Raw genomic sequence first — 14,650 nt, 5'->3', positions numbered from 1 at the left:
CGCCGCTAGCGACTGCTTGCAGGTCGCTCGAAAGGGTCAGCCGCGAGACAGAAGGGGGCCGCGAACACGCCGCGCCCGCGCGGCCACGAATACAGCAATAAGATACATCGATGGCGAAGAAATGGTCTCTGCCGCCCATCGAGGCCCTACGGGCCGATGGCTTGCGCATCGCTGATCTCGACGCCTCCGGTACGCCCGGATTCAAGGGTGACAAGAAGCAGGCCCAGCAGCTGCTCATCGAACGCTCAGGCGTGCTCTCGGATCTGCAGGAGAAGCTCTACGCCAACGGCCGTTCCGGCGATACCCGCAGCGTGCTGCTGGTGCTGCAGGGGATGGATACCGCGGGTAAGGGCGGCATCGTCCGCCACGTCATCGGTTCGGTGGATCCGTCGGGCGTCGACCACGCTTCCTTCGGTGTTCCGACCGAGGAGGAGAAGAGCCACCACTACCTGTGGCGCATCCGCAAGGCACTGCCGCGCGCCGGTCAACTCGGCGTCTTCGACCGCTCGCACTACGAGGATGTATTGGTCGTACGGGTGCACAATCTGGTGCCGCGGGAGATCTGGGAACCGCGCTACGCCGAGATCAACGCCTTCGAGCGGGAACTGGTCGACCAGGGCACCACAGTGGTGAAGGTCGCCATGTTCGTCTCCCTCGACGTGCAGAAGAAGCGGCTACGCGAACGGCTGGACCGACCGGATAAATACTGGAAGTTCAATCCCGCCGATATCGACGAACGCGGCTACTGGCCCGCCTATCAAGAGGCCTACCAGGTCATGCTGGACCGCACGTCGACCGACTACGCCCCATGGCATGTGCTCCCGGCCGACCACAAGTGGTTCGCCCGCCTCGCGGTCACCGAACTGCTGATCGATGCACTCGACGGGCTGAAACTCGACTGGCCACCAGCCTTGTTCGATGTCGAGGAGCAGCGGCGCCGCCTCGCCGAAGCCTGACCAAGGTTCCTCTCAGGTTGACCACGGATGATGTGGCCGTGCCCGTCCACGCCCCGGGGGAGTTCCGGATCTACCATCGTGGCGGCAGGTAACCGGCAGGCAAGCGAAAGGCGTGGTGAACGCACGGTGAGCAATAAACCGGGTGGTAAAACGAATCCGCTCGCGGCGGCGGAGCGCGCCGACCGCAACCGCAAGATCCTGATCCAGGTGGGTGTGGCCGTCGTGCTGGTCGGGCTCATCGCGGCGATCGGCATCGGTATCGCGGTGAAGAACGCGAACAAGAACGATCTGGGCGCCACCCCGTCCATCGCCGCCGCCGTGAGCCAGCTGCCCAACGGCGCCACCGCGACCATCACCGACAACGGTGCGGTCCGCATCGGCAAGCCGGATGCGAAGGTGACCGTCCGGATCGTCGCCGACCTGCAGTGCCCTGCCTGCAAGGCCTTCGAGGCCGCCAACGCCCAGGTCCTGAAGGACGCCGTCGACAATGGCACGGCCATCGTCGAATACAACATCATCTCGTTCCTGGACAAGGCCTCCACCACGAAGTACTCCTCGCGCGCCGCCAATGCGGCGTATTGCGTCGCCGAGGCGGATCCGTCGAAGTACCTCGGCTGGTTGGCCACCATGTACCAGCAGCAGCCCGCCGAGGGCAGTGCGGGTCTGACCGATGACCAGCTGATCACCATCGCGAAGGGCGCAGGCCTTCCCGATTCGGTCGGGCAGTGCGTCAAGGACAACAGCTACAACAAGTACATCGGCGCCAAGACCAAGGATGTGCTGAACAGCGGCGTCCAATCCACACCGACGGTCTTCGTCAACGGCACCCAGGTGAACAGCCAGGACCTCGCCTTGTCGAACGGTCAGTTCAAGCCCGACGCGATGGCAGCGGTCATCGCGGCAGCCGCGGCCAAGTGAACAACACCTCTTCCAGGGCCGCCTGGGTGTTGCTGATCGGCGGGCTGGCCGGGTGGCTCGCCTCGGTCACGCTGACCATCGAGCGGTTCAAGCTGTTCACCGATCCGAACTACCGGCCTTCCTGCAGCATCAACCCGATCCTGTCCTGCGGCAGCGTGATGGCCACCGAACAGGCCGCCAAATTCGGATTTCCCAATCCGATCATCGGCATCGTCGGCTTCTCGGTGGTCGTCACCCTCGCGGTGCTGGCGGTCGCCAATGTGCGCTTTCCACGCTGGATCTGGGGTGGACTGTGGGCGGGGACCATGCTCGGCACGGTCTTCATCTGCTGGCTGATCTTCCAGAGCCTGTACCGGATCGGCGCACTGTGCCCGTACTGCATGGTGGTGTGGGCGATCATCACGCCGCTGCTCGCGGTGGCCACCGAGCAGGTGTGGGGTGGTGCGCGGGGGCCGATGCGGATCGTCGTCGAGTGGCGGTGGACGTTCGTCGCGGTGTTCTACGCCGTGGTGCTGCTGCTGATCTTCCTGAAGTTCCAGGATTACTGGCTGTCGCTGGTCTAGTTCGGTGTGCCCAGCGCGAGCACCACGGTGATCGTGCGCTGCGCTCCGCCTGCGCCGAGGACATCAAGCGCAACGGTGTCATCCGGCTTGTGCACATTGATCGCGGCCCGCAGCGCCTTCGCGGTGGTGATGTCACGGCCGTCGATCGAGGTGATGACATCGCCCTCGACGAGCCCGGCGGAGTAGCCCGGAAATCCGTACAGTGCGACATCGATCTTCGCCCCGCTCGGTTTCGCATCGGAGATCAGTACGCCGAGCGTCGCGGTCGGCCCGATGTGCACGGTTTCGGTGGGCGTGCCGGAACGAATCTGGCCCACTACCCGCATCGCGGTGTCGATCGGCACCGCATAGCCGTTCGGGGTGTGCCCGACCTCGCGTGAGGTCTCCCCGGACGCGGCGGTGATCACGCCGACCACCGTGCCACCGGGATCGGCGAGCGCACCGCCGGACTGTCCCGCGGTGACCGGCGCCGCGATCTCCACCATCCCGGTCAGCGATTTGCGGGTCAGATCGGAGGCATTGAGCGCGACGATCGTGCTGTTCAGATCGGTGATATTGCCCTGGATCGAGGTCGGCGTGCCGCCCGCGCCGCCCGCATTGCCGATGGCGAGCACATCCTCGTGCATGCGCAGCTCTGCGGAGCGACCGATGCGCGCGATCGTCAGATCGGTGGCGCCGGTGAGTTCCAGGAGCGCGATATCCGCACCGGCGTCGTAGCCGAGCACCGTCGCGTCGTAGACGGTGCCGTTGCCGACATCGGTGACCGTCACGGTTTCGGCCCCCTTGACCACATGATGGCTGGTCAATACCTGCCCGTCGGTGGTCAGCACGATTCCGGTTCCGGCCGCGCCGAGTCCGAACGGCCGCGCGGACGTGCTGATATTCACGAGCGCCGGTTCGACGGCATGAGCGACCGCCACCGGGTCCAGCGGCGGCAGCGGCTCGAGCAGGGCGGGCGGGGAGTTGTCCGCACCCGAGGACGACGACCAGTCGGGCAGTTCACCGCGGAAACCGAAGAATCCGGCAACGGCGAGCAGGACGGCCGCGAACAGCGCCAACGCACGCCCGCCACCGTCTCGCTGCCGCTCGGGCGCGCGGTACCGTTCGTCGTCGTCCATGCCGCTCTCCCGCCTCCGGCTGGGCCTTTGACCAATTCCATTGTGGCCGGAGATCTTTATTCGGCGATGCGTTTGGCAAACCTCCGCCGCGGCGGTAGGCATGTACGCATGAGTGAATGCAGTGAGCGAATCATGTCGCAGCGCGCAACGCGCATGCCGAAGCCGAGCGCCAGCGAGGCGCAGGCATGAGCGTTGCTGCTGCGTATGCGATGTCCGCGCCCGATGGGCAATTCGAGAAGCTCACGATCGAGCGACGCGAGCTCGGACCGCGGGATGTGCTGATAGATGTCAAATACGCGGGCATCTGCCACTCCGATATCCACACCGCCCGCGGCGAATGGGGCGGCGCCAAATACCCGTGCGTCCCCGGCCACGAGATCGCGGGCATCGTCGCCGCGGTCGGTCCGGAGGTGACCAAGCATCGGGTCGGCGATCGGGTCGGCGTCGGCTGCATGGTCGATTCCTGCGGCGTCTGCGGCCCCTGTCTGGCCAATGAGGAGCAGTACTGCGACAACGGGGCCACCATGACCTACAACGCCGGGGTGGACTCGTCCATCCAGCCGGGTGGGTACACGATGGGCGGCTATTCGACCCAGGTCGTGGTGACCGAGAACTTCGTGCTCTCGATTCCGGAGGGTATCGGACTCGATGTCGCGGCGCCGCTGCTGTGCGCGGGCATCACGCTGTTCTCCCCGCTGCGGCACTGGAATGCGGGACCGGGTACGAAGGTCGCGATCATCGGCATGGGTGGACTCGGACACGTCGGGGTGAAGATCGCCGCGGCGATGGGGGCCGAGGTCACCGTGCTGAGCCATTCGCTCAGCAAGCAGGACGACGGCAAACGCTTCGGCGCGCACCACTACTACGCGACCGGCGATAAGCAAACCTTCCGCGAGCTGCGCAACCACTTCGATCTGATCCTCAATACGGTCTCGGCCGATCTGCCGATCAACGACTACCTGCGCCTGCTGAAGCTGGACGGCACCCTGGTGATCCTCGGCCTGCCCGAGAACCCGTTGAGCGTCAAGCCTTTCACCATGACCGGATATCGACGAGCGCTGGCGGGCTCGAATATCGGCGGTATCGCACAGACCCAGGAGATGCTGAACTTCTGTGCCCAACACGGAATCGGCGCGGAGATCGAGCTGATCTCGGCCGACGAGATCGATGGCGCCTACGACCGGGTCGTCGCCAGTGATGTGCGGTACCGGTTCGTGATCGACGCCGCAACGATCTAGTCCGTGTCGTTGCGCCGATTCGTCGCCGGTTCGCTAGCTTGGCGATGTGTCTGCGGATGAAGAGCAATCCCCGCCCGCCAAAACAGCGGTGGTCACCGCCGATGTGACCGCGGGGCCGCCGCCGTGGCTGTTGCGAGCGTTCCTGCTCGCGGCGGCGACGGTGGCCGGGTTGGTATGCGGCTTCTGGGTTCTGCAGAAACTGCAGGGTTTCCTGCTGGTGCTGCTGGTTTCGCTGTTTCTGGCCTTCGCCATCGAGCCTGCGGTGAATTGGCTTGCCGCACGCGGTGTCCGGCGCGGGCTGGCGACCGGGGTGGTGTTCCTGGTGTTGGCCGTCGGCACCGTCGCCTTCGTGTGGACGCTCGGCGCCCTGCTGGTCGATCAGGTCACCACCCTGGTCAAGAACGCGCCCGAAAACGCGGATCAGGCCGTCGACTGGGTCAATCGCACCTTCAAGACGAATCTGTCCGGCAACGATCTGCGGAAGTACCTCGGTGAGTGGAGTTCCACCATCGACCGCTATCTGGTCGGGCTGGCGGGGAATGCCTGGGGTGTCGGCACCGCCGCGATCGGCGCGATCTTCCAGTCCCTCGGCGTGCTGTTGTTCACCTACTATTTCGCCGCCGACGGGCCGCGCTTCCGCAATGCGGTCTGCTCGCTGCTGCCGCCACACCGCCAGCGACATGTATTGCGCGCCTGGGATATCGCCGTAGACAAGACCGGCGGCTATATCTATTCGCGCGGACTGCTGGCACTGTGCTCGACGATCGCGCACTATGCCGCACTGCGCATCCTCGATGTGCCGTCCGCATTCGCCCTCGCACTGTGGGTCGGCGTCGTCTCGCAGTTCATTCCGACCGTCGGCACCTATCTCGCCGGAGCGCTACCGGTACTCGTCGCGCTGGTGCACGGTCCGTCCACCGCACTGTGGATTCTGGGCTTCATCGTGGTGTATCAGCAGTTCGAAAACTATGTCCTGCAACCGAGAATCACCGCGACCACGCTGGACATGCATCCGGCCGTCGCGTTCGGCGCGGTCATAGCTGGTGCGGCGATACTCGGGCCGACCGGCGCGCTGCTGGCGATTCCGGTGACCGCGACGGTGCAGGCGTTCGCGGGCGCCTACATCCGTCGCTATGAGGTCGAGGCGGACAGCGATACCGAAAAGCCCGAGCGGCCGCCGAAGAAACAACGAAAGTGGACGCGTCAGTTGACCATTCGCCTCAGCGGCAGCGGTCGGCCACCGGAGTGATCATTCGATCCGCTGCAGCGCACCTATCAGTGCCGAGCTGACCTTGCCCATCTGGGCGCGGCTGTACAGGGCGGTGTCGTACTCGACCTGGATGGTCAGGCGGCCGCCGATGGTGAAGACGGTGAGCTTCGGCGGCATGCCGGGGCCCATGGCGTAGACGTCGTCACGAATGTGGCGGATGCCGTCCGGGATCGAATGTGCCTGCAGGCGACCGATATTCGAGATGGCGACGGTCGGCGATGCCGCAAGGATCGCGGCGGTCGCCTCGTCCTGGACGCGCTGCGAGGCTAGTACGAATATGGGCGCTTCCCGCTGCTTCAGTGCGGCCGCCATGCCCTCGGCCACCTCGTGTGCGATCTCGATCGGGCCCGCGTTCTCGGCGACGAGGGCGAAGGTGCCCGCGCCGGAAGCGCAATTCAGCATCGCGTGCGCGGGCAGGTTCAGCTCGGATCGCACGTCCACCGCGTGGCCGCAGAATACCGGGAGCGTTCCCGTCGCGGGTTCGAGTTGGGAGCGGAATGCGACGAGTGCGGCGCCGCCGAGCAGGCTGTTGAGCGAAAGTCCGTGCGCGCGAGCGGCGTCGACCAGCTGCTGGGTTTCCTTGGAATCCAATTCGATTCGGTGTACAGCGAACCGGCCCAGCGGATCGTCGCCATTCCCGTCGATCGGTAAGGTGCGCGGAGCCGATTCCGGACCCATCGTCGCGGCCACGGCGCGGACTTGGTCGAGCCACCCGGCAACCTCCGCATCCGAGACGACGGCGGCGAGTTGGATATCGGCGGCCTCCGGCAATTCCCGAGCGGAATCCGACTGTGGCAGTGCGGTTCCTGTCGCATGAGCGGTGTAGCGCTGCCACATCTGCGCGAGAAGTGCGAATGCCGATCTGCCATCGGCGATTCCGTGATGGATGACCAGGACGATCTGATCGCGGTCACCGTCGCGGAGCAGATGCGCGCGGAACAGGCCGTCGTGCCAATCCCGCGGGCCGTTGACCAGATTCAGGTATTCGGCTTCACCGCCATCGGTGAATTCGAGGCGCGGCCGGTAGGCGTCGTCCAGGTGGAAGTACAGCGTGCCGTCGGGATCGGCCACCGGCTTGCTGCGCAGCAGTGGATGGTCGGCCGCCAGTTCGTCGAGTACCCGGCGCAGGATCTCGGCATCCAGCAGACCGTGCACGGTGGATCCGATGAACAGCGGCATACCGCCGGTCGGCACGCTGCCGAGATGGGTTTCGGAGCCGAAATAGATGAGTTCGAAGGGAGAAAGCGGTCGCTGGTCGGTCATTGATCGTCTCGTACTTCCGTGTGGCGGAGCAGGCTACGTCCCTCAACATACAGATGTTTCAAACACTTGTCACAAACCCCTGTTTGAAACGTTTGTCACAAACAGATGTATTCCACGCTGATAGGGTGCGAAGGTGGGAACCCGAGATGATCTGCTCGCCGCGGCCAAGCAGTGCCTGGCCGAACGCGGATACGCGCGCACCACCGTGCGGGATATCGTGGCCGCCTCCGGCACCAATCTGGCCGCCATCAACTACCACTTCGGCACCCGCGACAAGCTGCTCAACCAGGCGATGATGGAATCGAGCGCGGATGCGGTCCAGCAGATTCTCGATTCGCTCCCCGCCCGCGACGCCGCGGATCCGGCCGTGCGACTGCAAGATTTTCTACAGCAGCTGATCACCTCGTTCACCGAGGATCACGCCCTCTGGACCGCCAATGGCGAAAGTCTGGCCCAGGCACTGCACTCCCCCGAACTGCGTGCCGAACTGGGCTCCGCCCAGGAACGGGCGCGCACCGAACTATCCGGCTTCTTCGGCCCGGCCGCGCAAGACGCTCGACTCGGCGCCCTCCTGCAAACCATGATCGGCGGCCTGCTGATCCAACACCTGATCGACCCCGCAAACGCCCCGACCGCCACCGACATCACCGCAGGTCTGCACACTCTCGCCACCCTGCTACCGACTGACGGCGGGGCATAGCCGCCGCGGCTTCCAGGCGGGTCCCGCTCCGCCACGCATGACGTATCGCGCTGGGCGCGCCCGGATGGCTGCCGGTGCCGTGGGCGGCAGCATCGCGAACAGCACTTACTGCGCGGATATCGCTTCGCGCCGACAACGAGTGACAGATGCTGGACCGATGGCGATTCTGCTTGCGCTGGTATCGATGTGCTCGACGCTGCTCGGCGGGCTGGTGGCGGTGCGGATCGGCGACCGCAAACATCTGGTGCTGGGGCTGGCGGCGGGTGTCATGTTGGGTGTGGTGTTCTTCGATCTGCTGCCGGAGGCACTGGAGCAGTCGGGGGATATCGTGCTCGGGGTTCCCGCGGCGCTCATCGCCACCGTCTTCGGCTTCGTCACCATCCATGTGATCGAGCGCGCGGTTGCCATCCACACCGGCCATGAAGGCGAATTCGGTTCACACAAGCACGGTTTCGAATCCGTCGGGCTGGTCGCGGCGGCCGGGCTGATCTTCCACAGCACCCTCGACGGTCTCGGCATCGGATTGGGCTTCCAAGCCGGGGCCACCGTCGGCATCGCGGTCGCCATCGCCGTCATCTGTCACGACTTCGCCGACGGCTTCAACACTTTCACCATCACGACGCTGTACGGCTCCGCCCACAGACGCGCATTGACCCTGCTCGCCCTCGATGCCATCGCCCCGGTGATCGGTGCGGTGATCGGCACCCTCGTCCGGGTGCCCGCCGGGACCATCGGCCTCTACCTCGGCTACTTCGCCGGATTCCTGCTCTACCTCGCCACCGCCGACATCCTCCCCGAGGCCCACGCCGTACACCCGTCCCGCCTGACCCTCGCCTGCACCGTCACCGGCGCGACATTCATGCTCGTCGTCGCGGCGCTCAGTCACTGACCGAGCTCCGGCAGCACCTCCCGAGCCACCCAAGCCATCGCGTCGGCGAATGCGGGAGCAGGTACCGGCAGCCAGATCGAGCACGCGTGGAGTCCGGCTTCGTGCAGGGCCCCGAGTTCGTCGACAATGCTCGCGGCCGTTGGTTGCCCACCGCCGAGCAGCCGTCCCGGATCGCGGCTGATGGCGGTGAATCCGGGTGGGACCACGAAGGCCACCGAAGTCAGCCGCGGTTGCCGCTCGATGCCGGATGCTTCGGCGAGTTCGGTGAGCCGCGTGCGGATGTGGCGCAGTTCGGCGGGATCGGCGACCGACCCGTGCCACGCGCTGCCGAAGCGCACGGCTCTGCGCAGCGCGGCATCGCTCTGCCCGCCGACCCACACCGGCGGTCCACCGGCCGTGCGCGGCGCGATACCGATCCGCGGCTCGGACTCACCCCGCCACAACGATGACAGCACTTCCAGATGCTCACCGGCGCGCTTGCCGCGTTCCCCGAACGGCACCCCGACCGCATCGAATTCGGCACGGTCCCAGCCGGTTCCGACGCCGAGCGTGAACCGCCCGCGCGACAGCCGGTCGAGCGTCGCGGTCTGATGGGCCAGTACGACCGGGTTGTACAGCGGCAGGATCAGCACGCTGGTCGCGATACCGATGCGCGAGGTAGCACCCGCGATGGCCGACAGCATGATCAGCGGCTCATGCGTGACACCCAGGTCACCAGCGAGCACATGACTCCCGGCGACCATGTGGTCGAAGCCTAATTGCTCTGCGGTACGGGCAGTTTCGACGACGTCGTCGATTTCAGCGGCATTGCCGGGCCACAACCGATGCGGGGCGATACCGAGCCGAAGGGCATTGCTGGCTGATTCTCCCGAGGGCATGGCGCTTGCTCCCGATTCCGGTGTCCTGACAGCGGTCATCAGATCAACACAAACAGCCTGCCCGCCCATTCCGTCCGGTCAGCGCGTGATCGCGCGCAACACGGCATCGACCGACTGGTCGGCGAGCGGTTCGGTGAGCGGCAGATGGCCGAAGAGGGCGCGGTAGTAGATCGGGGCTGCGACCGCGTCGAGGACGAAATCCATATCGATACCCGGGTCGATCTCGCCTCGGTGGATGGCCGATTCCAGGGCACTCGCGGTGGTTCGCCTGCGTGGTTCGAATACCGTCGCCAGGAAGTGGGCGCGTAGATCCGGGTCGTTGGCGAGATCCGCCACCAGGGCGGGTAGGACGTGGCTCAGCGAGGTATCACGTAGTGCGGCAACCAGATTGCGCATGGCGATGGTCAGGTCGGCACGCAGGTCGCCGGTGTTCGGCGTTGGTTGCAAACCCAGCAGATCGGCGACGACATCGACAACGAGGTGGCGTTTGGAGGGCCAGCGGCGGTAGATCGCCGGGCGATGCAGGCCCGCTCTGGCCGCTACCTGACCAATGGACAACTCGGCATAACCGTTCTCGTTCAACAGCTCTCGCGCCGCGGCGAGTACCGCGGCGTCGATGCGGTCTTCGCGCGTGCGTCCCGGCATCAGAACACCGGCCGCGGCATCAGGACGACTCGCCAACCGTCCGGATCCGGAAAGGTCAAGCCGCCGTTGGCCGCCCAGTACGGATTCTCGGCGGGCACCGGCTCCACCCCGAACTCACCGAGGCGCTGTGCCACGTCGTACATCTGGGTTTCGGTCGAAAAGTAGAGCACCAGTAGGTTTTCCGCGCTCGGCGCATCGCCGGGACTGCCGTCCACGTGGGTGGTGAACTCCAGGTGATATCCGGTCCCCGGCAATCCGAGCATCACGCCGTCGTAGCCCGCGTGGTTTTCGAATCGGTAGAGCTCGCGCAGTCCCAACCCCTCGACGTAGAACCGCACGACCTCTACCAACCGATCGGTGGGCCTGGCAATTCGAACCTGGGCCACCGGCAACGACTCGGGCCATGTCTGCTCAGCCATATCTCAACGATACGGTACGTACTGTACCGATTCGATATGGCGTCCATCACCCGAGCCGCAAAAGACCGCCGCCACGTCCGAGATATGGCGGCGGCCTTCGTCTTCGTATTACTCCGTCGGCGTTGCCCGCCGACGAACACGGCGCGCGGCGGCGACCATATTGCGCAGCGAGGGCTCCAGCTGCCAGTAGTGCCGGGTCTTGAGTCCGCCGTCCGGATTCGCCCACAGGCGTTCCGGACTGATGGCTTCGGCTGCGGCCGTGAGCAATTCGTCGAGCTCGTCGATATCCGGGATCCGCGCCGAACGGCTCTCGTAGACACCGGGACCGACGCCGTGACTCAGCCCGTGACCCGACGCGGAGTCCTCCTTGAGCGCCTTCAGCACCCATTCGATCGAGCGGGTCGCCACGATCGCGGTGACATCGGCATCGAGCTCCTCGATCGCGTCGACCACCTCGGTGCGACCGGAATAGCCGATATGCGTGTGGATCTGGGTCTCCGGCTCGACACCGGAGGTGGCCAGGCGGAATGCCCCGACCGCCCACCGCAGATATTCGGCGCGCCCCTGCGGACGCATGGGTAGCAACTCGCGAATGGCGGGCTCGTCGACCTGGATGATCGAGATCCCGGCCCGTTCCAGATCCACGACCTCATCGCGAATGGCGAGCGCGACCTGATCGGCGGTCTCGAACAGCGGCTGGTCCTGGCGCACGAACGAACGCGCGATCATGGTGACCGGCCCGGTCACCATGCCCTTGACCGGCTTGTCGGTCAACGACTGGGCATAGCTGATCCACTCGACCGACATCGGCGCGGGCCGCGAGACGTCGCCGTAGATGATCGGCGGTCGGACACAACGGGATCCGTACACCTGAACCCAGCCGAAGTGGGTGGTCGCGAAGCCGTCGAGCAGCTCGGCGAAGTACTGGATCATGTCGTTGCGCTCGTGCTCACCGTGCACGAGCACATCGAGGCCGATGTCCTCCTGCAGGCGGATCGTGGCCTCGATCTCGGCCTCGATCTTCTTGCGGTATTCGTCGTAGGACAGTTTGCCCTGGCCCAGGTCGTAGCGGGCCTGGCGAATCCTGGTCGTCTGCGGGAAGGAACCCAGCGTGGTCGCGGGCACCGGCGGCAGATTCAGCTTGCGCTGCTGGGCTTCGCGGCGCACCTCGTACGGTTCGCGCGAGCGCATATCGGGCGTGATCGCGTAAACCCGTTGCCGCACCGCGTGTTTCTGCTTGAAGTGCACCTCGGTCGGCCGCTTGCGCCACTTGTCCGAGGGCCCCTCGGTGAGCGCCTTGGCGAGCGAAACCACCTCGCCGACCTTCTGCCGCGCGAACGCGAGACGGTCGGCGACATTGCCCTCGATCTCGTATTCGGCGAGTACGTCGTAGGGCACGTGCAGCAGTGTCGTGCCGGTGGACACCACGAGATCAGGACACACCTCGGCCAGCTCGTTCAGGTATTCCAGCGTCACGTAGCGATCCGCGCGCCACACATTGAGACCGCTGATCACGCCCGCGTACAGGCGCTTACGCCGAATGCCGGGAATCTCCGCGAGCTCTTCCGGCTGGATGCGGTAACTGGCCAGATCCAATCCGATGGCCTCGACATTGGTTTCGGCCAGAATGCGCAGCGCCTCACCGAAATCGCCGTACTGCCCGGTGACCAGCATGCGCGGCCGCAGCGCCGAGGTCGAAAGTCGTTGGTAGGCACGCTCGAACGCGGCCAGCTCTTGCGGAGTCCGCTCACTGGTGAAGCACGGCTCGTCGAGCTGCACACAGGTGGACCCACGCTTGGCGAGGATCTCGAACAGCTCCTCGTAGACCGGCAGCAGCTTGTCCAACAGGCTGAGGGTGTCGAAACCGCCTGCCTCACCGGGGATATGGCCCGCCTTGGACAGCAGCAGCAGCGACACCGGACCCACCACCACCGGACGCAGCTCGATATCAGCGGCCTTCGCGCGATCCCATTCGTCGAGCAAAGCCTCGGGGTGCAGCGAGAATTCGGTGTTCTCATCGAGTTCGGGCTGGCGGTAGTGGTAATTCGTACCGAAGAACCGCACCAGCTCCAGCGGCGGCAGATCCGGACGACCACGCGCCATCAGGAAGTAGAAGTCCAGCGGGTGCAGCTCGTCCTGGTAGGGCTTGAACCGCGCGGGCACCGCACCGAACAGCAGCGCATTGTCCAAAATGTGGTCGTAGAAGGAGAAGGTATTGCCGGGCACCTGGGTCAGACCGGTGGCGGCCAGCCCGTTGTACTGCCGCTCCTGGATATCGCGCCCGACCGCGAGCAGCTCGTCGCGGGAGACCCCACCACGCCAATAGCCCTCGAGGGCCCGCTTGAGTTCCCGGTGCGGCCCGATCCTCGGGTAGCCGAGAATGCTGGATCCGTAACCGTCGGTGACGTTGACCATGAGCGGGGTACTCCCTTTCGATCACCTGCGCGAAGTCCTCGACCCAGACCCCGCGGCAGCGCTGCGCTCTCGGTATTTCAGCCGAGCCGCTGGTCACGGCCCGACCTTCTTGCAGCCTATGCCGCGGACAGCATCGGCTCTGTCTGATTTGCGACGTCTGATGCCTTGCGGCCGAGTGGCCGGACTCGCGACTACGTCACAAGCACTTCGACCACTCGGCCGCGAGACGGGCCACGAATGTCGCTCGTAAGGCCCGGCTCCGTCGTGGTTGCCAGGGCGCCGAGGGAACCAGCGCCGAGGGAACCACCACGCGGTGTCAGAGCCAGGAGCGACGCGGCATCAACTCAGACCTTGTACTGGTAGAAGCCCGCGCCGGTCTTCTTGCCGAGCAGACCGGCCTCGACCATGCGCATCAGCAGCGGCGGCGCCGAGTACAGCGGCTCCTTGAACTCCTGGTACATGGAGTCGGCAATGGACTTCACGGTGTCGAGGCCGACCAGGTCCGTGAGCGCCAGCGGACCCATCGGATGGGCACAGCCGAGCACCATCGCCTTGTCGACGTCGTCCTTGGTGGCGAAGCCGGATTCGACCATCCGGATGGCCGAGAGCAGGTACGGCACCAGCAGCGCGTTCACCACGAAACCGGAGCGGTCGGCCGAGCGCACGACCTGCTTGCCGAGCACATCGCCTGCGAAAGCCTCGGCCCGTGCGGAAACGGCTTCGCTGGTCTTCAGCGTGGTGACCAGCTCGACCAGCGGCAGCACCGGCACCGGGTTGAAGAAGTGCATGCCGACCACGCGCTCCGGGTTGGCGGTGGCGACGGCGATCTTCATGATCGGGATGGAAGAGGTGTTGGAGGCCAGCACGGCGTCCGGATCGGTGACCACCTTGTCGAGTTCGGCGAAGATGGCGGTCTTGACCTTCTCGTCCTCGAGCACCGCCTCGACCACCAGCTGGCGGTCGGCGAAGTCGCCGAGGTCGGAGGTGAACCGCAGTCGCCATGCGGCCTGTTCGCGCTCGCGCTCGGTGATCTTGCCGCTGCTCACGCCACGGTCCAGCGAGCGCAGGATGCGAGCGCGGCCCGCCGCTGCTAGTTCCCGAGTCTGTTCGTAGACGAGCACGTCGATATGCGCCCTTGCGCACACCTCCGCGATTCCCGCACCCATCTGTCCGGCACCGATGATGCCGACGCGCTGAATCTTCTCGCTGCTCACGTCCCGCTCCTGCTGGTTTTGTCTGGCTGTCGGGTGGCTGGTGGCGAAGGACGCTCGGATACGAGCTGGCCTTCGATGGTCCAAGGTATAGGGATGCCCTCCCGGCTGGGGCTGTTCAGCCGGGAGGGCGGTGTTGGATGGCCGCGCTCCGCGCGGCGTGTTCG

The 14,650-nt window shown here is 65.6% G+C and carries 14 protein-coding genes; 7 read left to right on the top strand and 7 right to left on the bottom strand.

Going from position 1 to position 14,650, the window contains the following annotated elements; translation table 11 throughout:
- Positions 1-110 precede the first annotated feature (110 nt).
- The 3 genes from NP3_RS35125 to NP3_RS35115 all read left to right on the top strand — a co-directional run bounded on the left by NP3_RS35125 (position 111) and on the right by NP3_RS35115 (position 2,437).
- A complete protein-coding gene (locus NP3_RS35125) occupies positions 111-956 on the top strand; it encodes a polyphosphate kinase 2 family protein (RefSeq protein ID WP_063046035.1) in 846 nt (281 codons plus the stop codon).
- 126 nt (positions 957-1,082) lie between these two features.
- Positions 1,083-1,874 (top strand): DsbA family protein, encoded by a 792-nt coding sequence (locus NP3_RS35120; protein WP_063046034.1) that lies wholly within the window; start codon positions 1,083-1,085, stop codon positions 1,872-1,874.
- Positions 1,871-2,437 carry a vitamin K epoxide reductase family protein gene (locus NP3_RS35115; RefSeq protein WP_063046033.1) on the top strand — a complete coding sequence of 189 codons (567 nt, stop codon included), beginning with the start codon at positions 1,871-1,873 and terminating at the stop codon, positions 2,435-2,437. Before NP3_RS35120 ends, NP3_RS35115 begins: the two co-directional genes overlap by 4 nt.
- Here the strand turns inward: NP3_RS35115 and NP3_RS35110 are convergent.
- Positions 2,434-3,555, bottom strand: a complete 1,122-nt coding sequence (locus NP3_RS35110) for a S1C family serine protease (RefSeq protein ID WP_063046032.1) — start codon at positions 3,553-3,555, stop codon at positions 2,434-2,436. The two genes, NP3_RS35115 and NP3_RS35110, sit on opposite strands and share 4 nt — an antisense overlap.
- Before the next feature lie 185 nt (positions 3,556-3,740).
- Between NP3_RS35110 and NP3_RS35105 the strand changes: the two genes are divergently transcribed.
- Both NP3_RS35105 and NP3_RS35100 read left to right on the top strand, forming a co-directional pair.
- On the top strand, positions 3,741-4,793 hold the full coding sequence (locus NP3_RS35105; RefSeq protein ID WP_063046031.1) for an NAD(P)-dependent alcohol dehydrogenase: 1,053 nt from the start codon (positions 3,741-3,743) through the stop codon (positions 4,791-4,793).
- 46 nt (positions 4,794-4,839) lie between these two features.
- The gene (locus NP3_RS35100) at positions 4,840-6,042 is read left to right on the top strand and encodes an AI-2E family transporter (RefSeq protein WP_063046030.1); all 1,203 of its coding nucleotides are present in this window, start codon (positions 4,840-4,842) and stop codon (positions 6,040-6,042) included.
- Here NP3_RS35100 and NP3_RS35095 read toward each other — a convergent pair whose 3' ends face one another.
- Positions 6,043-7,326, bottom strand: a complete 1,284-nt coding sequence (locus tag NP3_RS35095; protein WP_063046029.1) for a phthiocerol/phthiodiolone dimycocerosyl transferase family protein — start codon at positions 7,324-7,326, stop codon at positions 6,043-6,045. It lies immediately after the preceding gene.
- Positions 7,327-7,459: 133 nt separating this feature from the next.
- Between NP3_RS35095 and NP3_RS35090 the strand changes: the two genes are divergently transcribed.
- Positions 7,460-8,026 carry a TetR/AcrR family transcriptional regulator gene (locus NP3_RS35090; RefSeq protein ID WP_063046028.1) on the top strand — a complete coding sequence of 189 codons (567 nt, stop codon included), beginning with the start codon at positions 7,460-7,462 and terminating at the stop codon, positions 8,024-8,026.
- Positions 8,027-8,183: 157 nt separating this feature from the next.
- Positions 8,184-8,915 carry a ZIP family metal transporter gene (locus NP3_RS35085; protein WP_063046036.1) on the top strand — a complete coding sequence of 244 codons (732 nt, stop codon included), beginning with the start codon at positions 8,184-8,186 and terminating at the stop codon, positions 8,913-8,915.
- Here NP3_RS35085 and NP3_RS35080 read toward each other — a convergent pair.
- From NP3_RS35080 to NP3_RS35060, 5 genes are all read right to left on the bottom strand, one after another.
- The gene (locus NP3_RS35080) at positions 8,909-9,832 is read right to left on the bottom strand and encodes an LLM class flavin-dependent oxidoreductase (RefSeq protein WP_245721234.1); all 924 of its coding nucleotides are present in this window, start codon (positions 9,830-9,832) and stop codon (positions 8,909-8,911) included. The genes NP3_RS35085 and NP3_RS35080 overlap by 7 nt on opposite strands.
- Positions 9,833-9,871: 39 nt before the next feature.
- Positions 9,872-10,438, bottom strand: a complete 567-nt coding sequence (locus NP3_RS35075; protein ID WP_063046026.1) for a TetR/AcrR family transcriptional regulator — start codon at positions 10,436-10,438, stop codon at positions 9,872-9,874.
- Positions 10,438-10,857 (bottom strand): VOC family protein, encoded by a 420-nt coding sequence (locus NP3_RS35070; RefSeq protein WP_040696382.1) that lies wholly within the window; start codon positions 10,855-10,857, stop codon positions 10,438-10,440. Before NP3_RS35070 ends, NP3_RS35075 begins: the two co-directional genes overlap by 1 nt.
- 108 nt (positions 10,858-10,965) lie before the next feature.
- Positions 10,966-13,272: a 5-methyltetrahydropteroyltriglutamate--homocysteine S-methyltransferase gene (metE, locus tag NP3_RS35065; RefSeq protein ID WP_063046025.1), complete on the bottom strand. Its 2,307-nt coding sequence runs from the start codon at positions 13,270-13,272 to the stop codon at positions 10,966-10,968.
- 344 nt (positions 13,273-13,616) lie between these two features.
- Positions 13,617-14,486, bottom strand: a complete 870-nt coding sequence (locus tag NP3_RS35060; RefSeq protein WP_063046024.1) for a 3-hydroxybutyryl-CoA dehydrogenase — start codon at positions 14,484-14,486, stop codon at positions 13,617-13,619.
- Between the last annotated feature and the right edge of the window lie 164 nt (positions 14,487-14,650).

Source organism: Nocardia pseudovaccinii NBRC 100343 (assembly GCF_001613225.1).
Lineage (GTDB): Bacteria > Actinomycetota > Actinomycetes > Mycobacteriales > Mycobacteriaceae > Nocardia > Nocardia pseudovaccinii.
The sequence above is the reverse complement of the archived record's forward strand: the minus strand, read 5'-3'. Positions and strand labels throughout refer to the sequence as shown.

Bases quoted from the DNA above. Each gene is read 5' to 3' on its own strand.
- NP3_RS35125 (WP_063046035.1), top strand. From the start codon at position 111: ATGGCGAAGAAATGGTCTCTGCCGCCCATCGAGGCCCTACGGGCCGAT.
- NP3_RS35110 (WP_063046032.1), bottom strand. From the start codon at position 3,555: ATGGACGACGACGAACGGTACCGCGCGCCCGAGCGGCAGCGAGACGGT.
- NP3_RS35105 (WP_063046031.1), top strand. From the start codon at position 3,741: ATGAGCGTTGCTGCTGCGTATGCGATGTCCGCGCCCGATGGGCAATTC.
- NP3_RS35095 (WP_063046029.1), bottom strand. From the start codon at position 7,326: ATGACCGACCAGCGACCGCTTTCTCCCTTCGAACTCATCTATTTCGGC.
- NP3_RS35085 (WP_063046036.1), top strand. From the start codon at position 8,184: ATGGCGATTCTGCTTGCGCTGGTATCGATGTGCTCGACGCTGCTCGGC.
- NP3_RS35080 (WP_245721234.1), bottom strand. From the start codon at position 9,832: ATGACCGCTGTCAGGACACCGGAATCGGGAGCAAGCGCCATGCCCTCG.
- NP3_RS35075 (WP_063046026.1), bottom strand. From the start codon at position 10,438: ATGCCGGGACGCACGCGCGAAGACCGCATCGACGCCGCGGTACTCGCC.
- NP3_RS35070 (WP_040696382.1), bottom strand. From the start codon at position 10,857: ATGGCTGAGCAGACATGGCCCGAGTCGTTGCCGGTGGCCCAGGTTCGA.
- metE (WP_063046025.1), bottom strand. From the start codon at position 13,272: ATGGTCAACGTCACCGACGGTTACGGATCCAGCATTCTCGGCTACCCG.